We start from the raw sequence: 13,022 nt of genomic DNA, 5'->3' as shown, positions 1-13,022 counted from the left end.
AACCGATCAGGCGCTCACGCCCGTGCGTGCTTCTTCCTATCGGCAGGCTTGGGAGCGTTGCCAGCCTCAACCACTGATGCGCCCGTTCCCAAGCCGCGCACAGTCCACCCCGCATTCCGCCAGGCGTCCGCGTCCAGTACGTTTCGAGCGTCCAGCACCATCCGGCGTCGTACGAGTGATCCGGCAACGGACGGCGACAGCGAAACGTATTCGTTCCATTCGGTGAGCAGCAACACCAATTCGGCGCCTTCGAGGGCGCGTTTGGTGGAGGCCTCGAAGCGGATTTGCGGGTAGCGGATCCAGGCGTTGTTGATGGCTTTGGGGTCGGTGACGGTCACGTGGGCGCCGGCGTCGGCGAGTTGCTGTGCGACGTCGAGGGCGGGGGAGTCGCGGATGTCGTCGGTGTCGGGCTTGAAGGCCGCGCCGAGGATGGTCACCGTGCGGCCGGACAGGAAGCCGCGGCACATGTCGCGTGCGATCTCCACGGTGCGGGAACGCTGATCCAGGTTCACCGAATCAACCAACGCCATCCACTCATCCACGGACGGCACGTTAAGTTCTCGGGCCTGTGCACGGAACGACCGGATGTCCTTGGGCAGGCAGCCGCCGCCGAAGCCGAGGCCGGCGTGCAGGTAGCGGTTGCCGATGCGCGGATCCAGACCCATGGCCTCGCTCAGTTCGCCCACATCCGCGCCCGACGCATCGCACAACTCAGCCATGGAGTTGATGAAGCTGACCTTCGTAGCGAGGAAGGCGTTCGACGCCGACTTGATCAGTTCCGCCGTCGCGAAGTTGCAGACCAGCCGCGGAATTCCTGCCGCGATCAGGGGTTCGTACACCGCATCCAGCACGGCGGTAACTGGTGCGCCGGCAGCCGCACCCTTGCCACCGGGGACGCCGTACACCAGCCGGTCCGGGACCAGCGAGTCCTTTACCGCGGTGCCTTGGCGCAGGAACTCCGGGTTCCAGCCGAGCAGCACGTCTGAACGTCGGGCCAGGACCGCGCGGAGGGTTTCCACCGTGCCTACTGGCACTGTTGATTTACCGACGACGGCGGCACCCCTCGCCAGATGCGGCAGGAGGCTCTTCGTGGCGCCCATCAGGTAGGAAAGGTCCGCGGTATCGGAGGTTTTGGATTGCGGGGTACCCACGCAAAGGAAATGCACCTGCGCGTCCGCAGCTTCGGCGAAGTCCGTGGTGAACTCGAGCCTGCCCGTGGTGCGGCCATCTTTGAGGAGCTCATCCAGGCCCGGTTCGTGGAACGGGGCCAACGCCTTGTTGAGCTGCTCAACCTTGGTGGAATCGACGTCGATCCCCACCACTGTGTGGCCCATGGACGCCAGGGTTGCTGCGTGGACTGCGCCCAGGTAGCCGCAGCCGATCACGGAGATCTTCATGAAGAGGGTCCTTTGCTTGAGGTTAGGTCTGGTGCTTCGCTGGTGACGCCGGCGATGACCTCGTTGTAATGCCGGACCAGGTCCGCGCTGAGCACCGGCCACGTCCGGCCCTGAACCGAAGCGGTGGCTGCCGTTGCGAACGCGCGGCGCTTGGCGTCGTCGCCCATCAGGTCCTGCACGTAAGTGCGCAGTTGGGCGAGGTTTCCTGGTTCGTACAGCCAGCCGGTGCGCGAGTTCTCCACGAGGTCCAAGGGGCCGCCTCGACCGGTCGCCACCACCGGAACACCTGAAGCCATGGCTTCCTGGATGGTTTGGCAGAAGGTTTCGAACTCGCCGGGATGGACAAAGAGGTCGAAGCCCGCCACAGCTTCCGCGAGGGCATCGCCGCCGAGGAAACCCGCGAAATGCGCGTTGGGAAGCGCGGCCTGGAGGGCTTCGCGCTGCGGGCCATCGCCAACGATGACCAGCTTGGTGTTCGGCACGTCGGCCAGCACGGCGAGGTCCTCAACCTGCTTTTCGACGGCGAGCCTGCCCACGTAGCCGATGATCCGCTGACCGTCGGGCGCCACTGAGCTGCGCCAAGCCGTTGAACGCTTGGCGGGATTGAAGCGCGCGGTATCCACACCGCGGCGCCACATGTCCACGCGCAGGATGCCGCGTCCGCGCAACTGGTTCAGCGCGAACGTGGACGGCACAAGGGTTCGGGTGGCCAGGAGATGGATGTTGTCCACGCGGTTCCAGGCCCAGTTCTCCAGGAATGGCACGCCGTAGCGGGCGGCGTAGCTGGGAACTTCGGTTTGGTAGATCGCGACAGTCGGGATGCCGAGTTGGTGCGCGGCCTGTACGGCGCGCCAGCCGAGGACGAACGGGGAGGCGAGGTGAACGACGTCGGGCGAGAAATCGGCAAGGATTCGCTTGACCCGATTCACACCACCCAACGCAACCCGCACATTCGTATAGCCGGCCAGCGGCACCGAGGGAAGCCGGTGCACATACGCACCCTTCTCGACGCTCGAAACATCAGTGTCCGACGTCGACGGCGCGATCACCATCACCTCATCCCCACGCTCTTGCAGATGCTCCAGCACCCGCAGTATCGAGTGGGTTACCCCATTCATCAGTGGCAGGAATGATTCGGCGACGATTGCGATCCTCACGCCTTCAACGGTGCTGGGGGCGGTTGGCTTACTGGGTGCGCGGGGGTGGCCGGTGGGGGAAGAGTTGGTTAACAGGTGGGTTGGGGTGTTCGGGGCCGGCTGGAACGCCATGACCGCGATTCTCTGAAGACCGGTCTCTTTCCGGGAACGGCTCCATTTTGTCGTAGTGCGCGCGTAGACTCTGGCCCATCGACGCACTGGGGCGTCATGACTTTGGGGGGTCTTGCCATGTTTGCTGCTGGGGATGATTCACGCGCGCTTCGGCGAGTACACACACGACGCCGGCGCCGGGCGGCGGTGCGGTCAGCCGCCGTCGGAATGGCGTTGGCGTTGTTGTTGGGCACCTTGGCTCCGGCCGTACCGCCCGCCGTTGCTGACGCGGTCACGCACGTTGTTTCTGTAGGCGATATGCCTGGTTCAATCGCTGTGAACCCTGTGACAAACAAGGCGTACGTTGCCTCGGCCGAAGGCGTCTCAATCATCGATGGTGTGACGGGTGCGGGAACGTTGCCTTCGATTGACGCGCCGGTGGACGTTGACGTGAACTCAGCGACCAACAAGGTCTATGTCAGCGGGGCCGGCGGTTCCGTTGCTGTTGTTGATGGGGCCACCCACGCCGTGACGTCGGTTCCCGTCGGCGCAGAACCGGGTGTCGTGGCTGTGAACGAAGCAAACAACAAGATCTATGTGGGCGTACAGACCGGCATTACGATCATCGATGGAGGCACGCACACTACGACTTCCGTGGCACTGTTCGGGGGTGCCCAAGACATTGTTGTGAATCCTGTGACCGGCAAGGTTTACGTTCTTTCCGGTGGAACGATTCGGGTGTTGGACGCCGGCGGCGCGGTCATCGGAGAAGTCATCATCGGCGCTGGCTTCGTTCGAGCCCTCGCTGTCAATCAGGTCACCAACAAGATCTACTTCACGACACTGGGCAGGTACGGAGCCAACATTCACGTGATGGACGGTGCCACCGACAAGACCACGGGAACCATCGAATCATTGCGGAAAGTGGAGATCCTGGCCGTCAACACAGCGTCCAACAAGGTTTACGTTGCTGCAGACAGGGATGACTCCGACGGCTTCATAAAGATCATCGACGGAACAACCTTTTCGGAAATCACCACCATCGGTACCGCCACGGCTATCAGTGGGATCGGAGTGAATCCCACGAGTAACAAGGTCTACGTGCCCACCGGCGGCGGTGGCACCGTCATCATTGATGGGGATAGCCAGAGCAGCTACGCCGTATACACGGGCAGCCAACCAGTCGCCGTCGCGGTGAACCCCGCCACGAACAGGGCTTACGTGGTCAGCTATGGCACCTCCTCCGTGCGCATCATCGACGGGGCAGTGGAGCGGCCCGTCAAGAACGACTTCAACGGCGACGGTTATACCGACCTTTTGGCTCGTGAGGCTTCCGGGGTGCTGTGGCTCTACCCCGGTGATGGCGTGGGTGGATGGCTGACTCGTGCTCAGGTCGGGCAGGGTTGGAATGTCATGACCGCAATCCTTACTCCCGGCGATTTCAACGGCGACGGGAACGGCGATGTCCTTGCCCGAGATGGCGATGGCTTGCTATGGCTCTACCCCGGCAATGGTTCAAGTGGTTGGCTGCCCCGCGTTCAGGTGGGCACGGGCTGGGCCGGTATGATCGCGATCGAGTCCGTCGGGGATTTCGACGGCGATACCTTTGTGGATGTGGCGGCCCAAACCACGTTCGGAGTGCTGTGGGTGTACCGCGGTAACGGCTCCGGAGGTTGGCTGCCCGCTATTCAGGTGGGGACTGGCTGGAACACCATGACCGAGATGACGGGCGTCGGCGACTTCAACAGCGACGGCACCCCGGACATTGCTGCGCGGGACTCTTCGGGCGTGCTGTGGCTCTACCCAGGCAACGGCTCAGGCGGATGGCTGCCACAGCGGGTCATCGGGCAGGGCTGGAACGTCATGAACTCCTTGGTTGGTCCGGGCGACTTCGACGGGGATGGTCGTGCGGACATCCTGGCCCGGAACACCTTCGGTGAGCTGTGGTTGTATGCGGGCAGCGGGGGAATGGCGTGGCCGTCGCCTTCTCGTGTGGGTACGGGATGGAACGGGATGACGGCGATTCTTTGATCGCTGCGCAATGCAGCAGTGCGACGACTATCGCTCAGAGTCCGTCCCGCCCCGCGCCGCCTTCAAATCCTTCCGCAGCCCACGGTTGTCCGCGCGCAGTTCCTCGTTGTGCTCACTCAGTCCACGATTGTCCTCGGTCAGACCCCGATTCGCCGCCTCCAACTCCAGCACCCGCTTCACCCCGGCCAGGTTCAACCCCTCGTCCAGCAACACCCCGATCCGGCGTAGCGTGGTCAGGTCGTTTTCGCTGTAGCGGCGCGTGCCGCCGTCGGTCCTTTCAGGGGTGAGCAGGCCTTTTCGCTCGTACTGCCGGATGTTCTGCTGTCCCGTTCCCACGAGTTCAGCGGCAACCGAGATCGCGTAGACACCCGTGTCCCCGGATCCCGCCGCGCCGCCGCTGGCAGCAGCGGCGACCAATCCGCCGTCGTGCTCCCCGGCAACAGTTACGCCATCCGAAGCTGCCATCAAAACCTCCGAAAATCTTCCCAAAACCTACTTGCACCACTCTCTCACCAGTGCTATAAAAAATCTATACCAACCACCACAGATCCGGGGGCTGGTACCAACAACAGAATCAGCATCAAGATCCAAAGGAGTGAGAACCAAATGCTGATGCGCACTGACCCGTTCCGCGAATTCGACAGGCTCGCCCAACAGGTTTTTGGCACAACAGCACGCCCGGCCGGAATGCCGATGGATGCATGGCAGGAGGACGGACAATTCGTTGTTGCCTTCGATCTGCCAGGTGTAAGTCCTGATTCGGTGGAGTTGGACGTCGAACGCAACGTCCTGACGGTAAAGGCCGAACGCAAGTCGCCTGCTGGCGAGAACACCGAGATGATCGCCGCCGAACGCCCGCAAGGTGTGTTCAGCCGGCAGCTCATCCTGGGTGACACTCTGGACACCGAAGGCGTCCAGGCCAACTACGACGCCGGCGTGCTCACGCTCCGCATCCCGGTCGCCGAGAAGGCCAAGCCGCGGCGCATCGAGATCACCTCCAGCGGGCAAAAGCAGGAAATCAACGCCTAGTCCCATCCGTCCTGCCGGAAGACCCACCCGGGGGTGGCCCACCGGCAGGGCAGCGACCGGGAACAACGGAGGCGGCCGCATCGGAATAGTTGGGCGCAGGCTTCGCGCCACGTCACAGCGTTTCTTAGCGCACATGAAAGCGGTCCCCGCCCGTCGTCTCCCGATTGATGGCCCCCGGTCCAGGCCGGGGGCCATCTCCTGATCAGCAGCCTGAACCGGAACCAGCAGTGAACACGCAACCCGACCACTACGCCACGCTCCACGTCCCTCCCGACGCGACGACCCGTGAGATCGCCCGCGCCTATCGCACGCTGCTTCGGACCCATCACCCGGACACCCGCCAAAAGGTCGACGACGGCGACACCACCTCTGCGGACGACCTCCAGGAATTGCACGCCATCATGCAGGCGTACGTCGTTTTGTCGGACCCAGGGAAGCGGGCGGCATACGATCGGGCGCGTCGATCTCCGGCTGGTGCTGGTGGAACGCCCGTGAAGGTGCGGGTACACAGGAACGAACCCCGGCCCGGGACGAACCGCGAGCAGTCACCGCTCTCATTCGGGCCACCCCGCTGGGAACCTTCTTCCGGAAACCTGAGAACCCCGAGGAGTAATTCATGAGTGCTTGGCGTCCGTACGACGACCACATCATTCCCGCGTTCTACGAACGGTTCGAACAACGTTGGGGGAGAGGGACAGCGCCGTTCCTGGACCCGGAAGTCCACGAGCAACCCCTGCCCCGCGCGCAGTGGATCAATCCGGACACCGGGGCCGCGATCGCCGTCGTCCCCATCTGGACAGAGGACCCCGAGCACCGTTCATTCGGGGTGTTCTACCTCCCGCCCGCGGGTGACATCTGGATGCTGCGGCCTGGTCCCACCACGTTCCTGGAACCACGAGGTGGAGCCAACCAGGAGCAGGTGACTCTCCGCAACGACGCCTTCAAGAAAGCGGTCAACCATGCCAAGGAGTTCATTTACGGGCCGCAGTTGTGAGCGCTTATCCTTTGGGCGTGTGCGCGAGGGGCGAGATCTCGACTGAATACGTGACTTATTGAGTTGAGAGCTAACCCCTCGGCGAGTCCTCCTCCCGCAAAATCTCGGGGAGCTCCTCAACAAACACGGTCTGTGGTGGTTCGTAGTAGATCACCAGCACCTTTTCGCCCACGGGGAAGGTGCTGGTCTTGTCGAAGGGGTGCGCGAAGAACGCGCTTGTACCACCGTGGAAGGGGAGCATGACTTCGCCGATTGTGCCCGGCGCGATGGTGCCGGTGACCCTGCCGATCTTGCCCGTGAGGCTCCGGTCAACCCCTTTATGCATCGGGCGCCTTGGACTGGGCCGGCGGTTGTTTTACCGGAGCTTGGCGTGGAGATGCAGCGGGTGTTTCCTTGCCGCGCAGCGCCGAAGCCAGCGACGGCAGGAAGCTCCCCACCTGGGACAAAATTCCACCGACCATGCTGTTCAATCCCTCGCCGCCGTTGAGCACCGTCAGCTGCCCGATCCTTGAGAATGGCTCCGCCGCAGCAGAAACAATGGCTGGCATGTTCTCGGCGATCTGTTGCGAGATAACTGCATCCTGGTTCGTCTCCAGCGCTTCACCACGGGCCTTGATGCCTTCAGCTTCCGCCAACGCCTTTGCCTTCACGGCGGAGGCGGCCGCGTTGCCTCGGGCCGTCGTCGCCGCTGCCTCCGCTTCACCGGTCACCCGCGTCGCTCCTGCCATGGCGGCGGCAGCGCCAGCGGCGGCTTGGGCCTCCAATTCAACTCGTCGGGCGTTTGCCTGCGCTTCGAGTTCGGTGCGCTTCGCCAGAGCCTCGGCTGCGCTGATGTCTGCAGCCTTCTTGGCTTCGGCGTCAGTTCGCTGCGCGTAGGCCCTGGCGTCGGCCGGTTTGCGGATGGTGGTCTGCAGTTTCTGCTCCTCCCGGTCCGCCTCAAGCTTGGCAACTTCTGTCTCCTGAACCACCACCTGTTGGCGGGCTGTGGCATCGGCCAGCGGTCCGGCCTGGGCAGCCTGGGCGCGGGCCTGCTCGGCATTTGCTTGCGCGGCTGACTGTTTGATCGCCGAAAGGCTCTGTGCGTCCGCGATCAGTGCGGCGGCTTCCGCTTCCTTCTCCGCGGCTTCCCGGTTGCGGGTAGCCTCGGCGATGCGGGCCTCCATTTTGACCTGCGCAATGTGCGGTTTCGCGAGGTTTTGGATGTACCCGGTGGGGTCTTGCAGGTCCTTGATCTGGAGGGAGTCGACCACCAGGCCGAGCTTTTCCATTTCCACGCCACTGGCACTGCGCACGAGCGAGGCAAGCTTGTCCCGCTCGCGGATGATCTCCTCCACGGTCATGCTGCCGATGATCGAACGCAGGTGCCCTTCGAACACGTTGTAGACCTGGCTCTCCATTTTCGGCTGCTGGCCCAGGAACCTCCGGGCAGCATTGGCAATAAACGGGGGTGCGTCGCCGATCTTGTAAATCACGACGCCGTCGACAATCACCTGGATGCCTTGGGACGTGACGCAGGAAACTTTGAGTTCGGTCTCGTTCAACGTCAAGGCCAAGGGACGCACCGTCTGAAGACCAGGGATCACCAGGGCTCCCTTGCCAGTGACGATCTTGAAGTCCATGCCGTCGGTATTTTCCAGTGTTCCGCGCGTCAGGCCTGAAATGATGAGCGCCTCGTTCGGTTCCGCCACCTTCCACATGGCTTTGGTGGCAAGCCAAATAAAGCCGATCACCAGAACGACCCCAAGAATGACTGCAATCAGGGGAAAGAAAGCCGAGAGGTCGTCCATTGACCTTGTCCCTTCAGACGGTGTGAGCTCCGCACTTTGGTTGACCCCCAATAGGCCAAATGGTTGCTCGTGTAAACAGTCTCGTTCCGCTGGAGCGGGGAAGTCCAGCACATTTGTGCGTCATTTGTGCTCGAGCGTTTGGTGTGTCCCCGAGGGGTGAGGTTTCGGCTGAAAGGGCGCCCCAAAGGGTTGAGAGCTAACCCCTCGGCGGGAGGTGGGTTGGTGCCGGTGAGGGGTGAGGTTTCGGCTGAAACGGCGCGTCAAAGGGTTGAGAGCTAACCCCTCGACGGGGGTGCCGAGCCAACCACCCGCCGTCGAGCGTTTGGTGTGCCCCGAGGGGTGAGGTTTCGACTGAAAGGGCGCGTCAAAGGGTTGAGAGCTAACCCCTCGGCGGGAGGTGGGTTGAGGTCGTATTGCCGAGGGGTGAGGTTTCGACTGAAAGGGCGCCCCAAAGGGTTGAGAGCTAACCCCTCGGCGGGAGGTGGGGGTGGTGCCGGTGAGGGGTGAGGTTTCGACTGAAAGGGCGCGTCAAAGGGTTGAGAGCTAACCCCTCGGCGGGAGGCGGGAGGTGGGGTGAGGGCGGAAAGGGACGAGGGCAAAAAGAAGGCTGGTGCAGCCTTGGAAAGAATCCTAAAGGCGGCTGCACCAGCTGCTAGTACGACTTTCTGTTATGAGTTGTGACACCTATCCATTGGCCGCTCCTAGTTCCCGGCTTCGATTGTTTCCGGGCCTTCAACGTCGGTCGGGGGCGGTGGGCTGCCCCGGGAGAACACCTCCCATCTTACGGCGGCCCACAGGAAAAAGCGCTGGAATTCGCGGTATTTCAGGGGCGCCTGACGGGGGAGCGGCGGTCCTCGTGGCACGATGGATCACGATGAAACTGCGCGCTGATCAGACCGGAAACCGTGGCCTCCCCATGCCCCTTTGGCTGCAGGGCGGCTTGGAGGCGGCCCAGGCAGCGTTCATTTCGGCCATCGTGGTGGTCCTTCCGCTGGTCGGGGTGTGGGCGACCGACGGTTTCCAAGACCGCAACGCGGACTCCCTGGCGAGACTGGCCGGCCAGGCGTGGCTGCTGATTCACGGCGTTCCCCTGGAGCTTGCCCACGTGAATATCGGCACCGCCGCGCAGCCGGGATCAGGGCTGCTGTCCTTGATTCCGTTGGGCTTGACGCTCATCCCGTTCCTCCTGGCGTGGCGCGCAGGCCGTCGTCTGGCCCGCGCCTCATACACCGATCAGCTGTGGCAGGCGTTCCTTGGCGCTTTCCTTGTGTACGCGGCCTTCGGTGCAGCCACCGGATTTGTGTGCCGCACCCCCGAAGTAGTGATCAACCTGTGGTTCGCCACGGCCATACCGCTGATCTCGTTTGGCCTGGGCATGATCGTTGGTGCCCGACGCGAGGCGGGCTCATGGAGCCGGCTGATCGGCGTCGACGCCGTTGCCTGGCTCGCGAAGACCAGCCAGCATTCGCGGTGGGCGGGCTCGTACGTGGGGTCTGCGTTGAAGGCCGGTTTCGTGGCGGCGATGGCCGCGGTATGCCTGGCCGCTGTGCTCTTGGCCGTGACCATTGTGTGGCACTGGACCGACATCATCGCTGTCTATGAGGGCCTGCAAGCAGGAGCCCTGGGCGGCGCTGTGCTCACGATCGCCCAGCTCGGGTTCCTGCCGAACCTGGTGATTTTCGCGTTGGCGTGGTCCTCCGGGGCAGGCTTTTCGCTGGGAATCGGCTCCACAGTGGGTCCGCTGGGCACCGCCGTAGGCCCACTTCCGGCCGTACCCATCCTCGGCAGCCTTCCCGCGGGGCAGCTCGATTTCGGAGCGATGGCCCTGGCGCTGCCGGTAGTTGCCGGGGTTCTGGCTGGCTGGTGGTTCCTGCGGGAGGGCGAGAACCACTTTGACGAGTGGCTCTCCATCAAGATCAAGGCCCGCTGGTTCACGGCCACCGTTTCCACCCTGTTCCTGGGGGCGTTCATTGGCTCCGTCGCTGGCCTGCTCGGCGGCGCACTGGCGTGGATCGCACGCGGTTCTGCCGGCATTGGGCGGCTCACGGAAATCGGACCCCACCCTTTGTGGACGGCAGTCTGGCTGGCCGCGGAAGTTGGGATCGGCGTCGTGATTGGCTACGCAGTGGGGCCGTGGCTGGAACGCCGCCAGAAGCTGCGCGAAGCCAACCTTGACGAAGCAGCGTACGACGACGAACACGCCTGAGCGGTCGGGCCCGGTTCCGGTCGGGCTGAGTTCCGGTCGGCCCGGTTCCGGGTGGCTACCTGAGCGAGCCCGGCATGGACTTCTCCAGTTGCGTGAGGCACTGGGTCTTGGCCGATTCCGTCAGTGCCGCACGGGCGCAATCCTGGTAAGTGCTGACCTGCCGGAAGAAGAGCGCTGTGGTCAGGATGAGCAGGCACATGACAGCTGTGACAACCAGGCCCGAGATCGTTCCGAAAAGGATCAACCGGGGGTGCTTGTACTTGACGGTCCGCACCAGCACCGCGATCCCCAACACCAGAGCTGCCAGCGTCAAAATGGCGCTCAACCACACGTAGTTCACATTCAGGGAGAACACGAAGAACGAGCCCAAAGCCGACAAGAGGAAAGCGCGGAACAGGATTTGGGTCACGCCGAAGGCGGACTTTTCGGCCTCGGAGCGAGGTTGCTGGCTCGGGGCGGGACCGACGTCGGGATTCATGTTTTCCAGCCTACGCGAGCCGCCCATAAGCTAGTGCAATGCGCATTGTTGTCCTCGTCTCCGGTACCGGTTCCAATCTTCAGGCAGTCATCGACGCCGTGAAGTCGGGTGAACTGGACGTCGAGATCGCCGCTGTGGGCGCCGACCGCCCCGACACCTATGGCGTGGAGCGCTCTGACGAAGCCGGTATTGAGACATTTGTGGTGAACTTCAATTCCTTCGAAACCCGTGCGGAGTGGGACGCGGCCCTGCGTGACAAGGTGCTCTCCTACAAGCCGGACGTTGTGGTGTCCTCTGGGTTCATGCGGATCGTGAGCGCGGACTTCATTGATGCTTTCGGGGGCAAGTACGTCAACACGCACCCTGCCCTGCTGCCTTCTTTCCCGGGCGCGCACGGTGTCCGCGACGCCATGGCGTACGGAGTGAAGGTGACTGGTTGCACGGTCCATTGGGCCGACGCCGGGGTGGACACGGGCCCCATCATCGCGCAGGAAGCCGTCTCTGTGCTTCCGGAGGATTCCGAGGAGACCCTGCACGAGCGCATCAAGGTGGTGGAGCGCCGACTCCTGGTTCAGACGCTCGCCGACCTCGCCGCAGCTTCCCCCTCACCCAACTAAGTAACAGCAAACGTCGCACTGAGAGCTCAGAGCGACGTTTGCTGTCACCCAGTTTCATCTCGCTGCCATGAGGCTGTGGATAACGACCCACGGACTCGGGTCATTTGCCAGCATGGGCTGATGAAGATCCCTCGGCCGCTGCCGGCAAACCTTTCATCGAAACCCTTCACGCGACGAGAAGCGCTCAACGCCGGAGTAACAGTGGGGCGATTGCGCTTCAGGGACCTGGACTCACCGAGCCGGCAAATATTTGTTCCCGGCTCAAGGGCCGAAGGCCCACTTGCAGACCGCACGCGGCCGTTGACCCTCGTGACATCCTTTTCTGCCGCCTCCCATGCCACCGCATTCCTCCTGTGGGAGTTTCCGGGTTTCCTGCCGGGGAGCCACGAGCCAAGGATCCACATCTCGCGGCCGGACACCATGGGTATCTCGCGGCGCAGGGGCGTCATCGGCCATCGAGGCCAGTTCTTTGAAGACGAAATCACCACGCTGAACGGTCTGCACATCACCAGCCGTGCCCGGACGTGGCTGGATTGCGCCAGAAGGATGGACATTGACGAGATCACGGTCGTGGCGGATCACTTGCTCCGCATCCCCAGGCCTGAGTTTGAGAACCGCACGGCGCCCCACTGCACCATGGACCAACTCGAGGAGATGCTGGACCGGCATTGGGGGACACCGGGCATCCGAAAGGCCCGTTTGGCTTTGGAACAAGCCCGCGTTGGCGCCGACTCGGCCCCGGAAACGCGACTTAGGCTGGCACTTGTCCGGGCTGGGCTGCCCACACCGGAAGTCAACGTGCGCACCGAGCTGAGTCCCGGCGTCGTGCGTCATCCTGACCTGGGCTATCGCCGGTGGCGGGTCGCAGTTGAATATGAAGGAGAAAGCCATTCGCGGCCGGAGCAGATTGTCCGGGACATCCAGAGGGAGGAGGACTTTGCGCGTGCAGGATGGACCTTGGTAAGGGTCTCGAAGAGCCATATGTCCACCGACGCAGTAACAGCGGTACGCAAGGTCCGTCGGGCGCTCGAGGAACACGGGTGGACACCCAAGTAGGTAACAGCACCTGTCCCAATGAGCGTTCAATGGAACAGGTGCTGTCACCTAGTTGTACTGCCCAGGGAGGTTGGTTAGCCGGCTGACGGGTGGTTTGTTCCCGAGTGCGGTGTGGGGCCTGTGGTGATTGTAATAGTGGATCCAGGCGGGTAGGGCCTCTCGTCGGGTGGTTTCGGTGCC

General features: G+C 63.1%; 14 protein-coding genes. 7 read left to right on the top strand and 7 right to left on the bottom strand.

Features of this window, described 5'->3' with window-relative positions; all coding sequences use genetic code 11:
- Nucleotides 1–14: 14 nt before the first annotated feature.
- Both PJL15_RS19455 and PJL15_RS19450 read right to left on the bottom strand, forming a co-directional pair.
- Nucleotides 15–1,397, bottom strand: a complete 1,383-nt coding sequence (locus PJL15_RS19455) for a UDP-glucose dehydrogenase family protein (RefSeq protein WP_281452780.1) — start codon at nucleotides 1,395–1,397, stop codon at nucleotides 15–17.
- Complete coding sequence (locus PJL15_RS19450; RefSeq protein WP_281452779.1) at nucleotides 1,394–2,554, bottom strand: glycosyltransferase family 4 protein; 1,161 nt, start codon at nucleotides 2,552–2,554, stop codon at nucleotides 1,394–1,396. Before PJL15_RS19450 ends, PJL15_RS19455 begins: the two co-directional genes overlap by 4 nt.
- Before the next feature lie 228 nt (nucleotides 2,555–2,782).
- On the opposite strand from PJL15_RS19450, the gene PJL15_RS19445 reads away from it, so the two are divergent.
- Complete coding sequence (locus PJL15_RS19445) at nucleotides 2,783–4,675, top strand: FG-GAP-like repeat-containing protein (RefSeq protein WP_281452778.1); 1,893 nt, start codon at nucleotides 2,783–2,785, stop codon at nucleotides 4,673–4,675.
- Nucleotides 4,676–4,702: 27 nt separating this feature from the next.
- Here the strand turns inward: PJL15_RS19445 and PJL15_RS19440 are convergent, their stop codons facing one another.
- A complete protein-coding gene (locus PJL15_RS19440; RefSeq protein WP_281452777.1) occupies nucleotides 4,703–5,140 on the bottom strand; it encodes a MerR family transcriptional regulator in 438 nt (145 codons plus the stop codon).
- A 141-nt stretch (nucleotides 5,141–5,281) separates the two neighbouring features.
- Here PJL15_RS19440 and PJL15_RS19435 point away from each other — a divergent pair, with 141 nt between their 5' ends.
- The 3 genes from PJL15_RS19435 to PJL15_RS19425 all read left to right on the top strand — a co-directional run bounded on the left by PJL15_RS19435 (nucleotide 5,282) and on the right by PJL15_RS19425 (nucleotide 6,698).
- The gene (locus tag PJL15_RS19435; protein WP_281452776.1) at nucleotides 5,282–5,704 is read left to right on the top strand and encodes an Hsp20/alpha crystallin family protein; all 423 of its coding nucleotides are present in this window, start codon (nucleotides 5,282–5,284) and stop codon (nucleotides 5,702–5,704) included.
- Nucleotides 5,705–5,931: 227 nt separating this feature from the next.
- Nucleotides 5,932–6,324, top strand: coding sequence for a J domain-containing protein (locus PJL15_RS19430; RefSeq protein WP_281452775.1), 393 nt, complete (start codon nucleotides 5,932–5,934; stop codon nucleotides 6,322–6,324).
- Complete coding sequence (locus PJL15_RS19425; RefSeq protein ID WP_281452774.1) at nucleotides 6,321–6,698, top strand: hypothetical protein; 378 nt, start codon at nucleotides 6,321–6,323, stop codon at nucleotides 6,696–6,698. The genes PJL15_RS19430 and PJL15_RS19425 overlap by 4 nt, the downstream gene beginning before the upstream one ends.
- 70 nt (nucleotides 6,699–6,768) lie before the next feature.
- On the opposite strand, the gene PJL15_RS19420 is transcribed toward PJL15_RS19425, so the two are convergent.
- Together PJL15_RS19420 and PJL15_RS19415 are read right to left on the bottom strand one after the other, a co-directional pair.
- On the bottom strand, nucleotides 6,769–7,023 hold the full coding sequence (locus PJL15_RS19420; protein ID WP_281452773.1) for a hypothetical protein: 255 nt from the start codon (nucleotides 7,021–7,023) through the stop codon (nucleotides 6,769–6,771).
- The gene (locus PJL15_RS19415) at nucleotides 7,016–8,485 is read right to left on the bottom strand and encodes a flotillin family protein (RefSeq protein WP_281452772.1); all 1,470 of its coding nucleotides are present in this window, start codon (nucleotides 8,483–8,485) and stop codon (nucleotides 7,016–7,018) included. Before PJL15_RS19415 ends, PJL15_RS19420 begins: the two co-directional genes overlap by 8 nt.
- A gap of 874 nt (nucleotides 8,486–9,359) precedes the next feature.
- Between PJL15_RS19415 and PJL15_RS19410 the strand changes: the two genes are divergently transcribed.
- Nucleotides 9,360–10,691 (top strand): cell division protein PerM, encoded by a 1,332-nt coding sequence (locus tag PJL15_RS19410; RefSeq protein ID WP_281452771.1) that lies wholly within the window; start codon nucleotides 9,360–9,362, stop codon nucleotides 10,689–10,691.
- A gap of 55 nt (nucleotides 10,692–10,746) precedes the next feature.
- Here the strand turns inward: PJL15_RS19410 and PJL15_RS19405 are convergent, their stop codons facing one another.
- Entirely contained in the window at nucleotides 10,747–11,196 is a 450-nt protein-coding gene (locus PJL15_RS19405; protein ID WP_281452770.1) for a hypothetical protein, read from the bottom strand.
- Between the two features lie 11 nt (nucleotides 11,197–11,207).
- On the opposite strand from PJL15_RS19405, the gene purN reads away from it, so the two are divergent.
- Nucleotides 11,208–11,786 carry a phosphoribosylglycinamide formyltransferase gene (gene purN / locus PJL15_RS19400; protein WP_281452769.1) on the top strand — a complete coding sequence of 193 codons (579 nt, stop codon included), beginning with the start codon at nucleotides 11,208–11,210 and terminating at the stop codon, nucleotides 11,784–11,786.
- A gap of 120 nt (nucleotides 11,787–11,906) precedes the next feature.
- Nucleotides 11,907–12,842 carry an endonuclease domain-containing protein gene (locus PJL15_RS19395; RefSeq protein WP_281452768.1) on the top strand — a complete coding sequence of 312 codons (936 nt, stop codon included), beginning with the start codon at nucleotides 11,907–11,909 and terminating at the stop codon, nucleotides 12,840–12,842.
- 48 nt (nucleotides 12,843–12,890) lie between these two features.
- Here the strand turns inward: PJL15_RS19395 and PJL15_RS19390 are convergent.
- Nucleotides 12,891–13,022 (bottom strand): integrase core domain-containing protein (locus PJL15_RS19390; protein WP_281452818.1); only part of this gene is annotated, 132 nt, incomplete at its 5' end.

It is taken from the genome of Paenarthrobacter nitroguajacolicus, from assembly GCF_029952445.1.
Taxonomy (GTDB): domain Bacteria; phylum Actinomycetota; class Actinomycetes; order Actinomycetales; family Micrococcaceae; genus Arthrobacter; species Arthrobacter nitroguajacolicus_B.
Note: the sequence above shows the minus strand (reverse complement) of the source record. Positions and strands in the feature narration are given on the sequence as shown.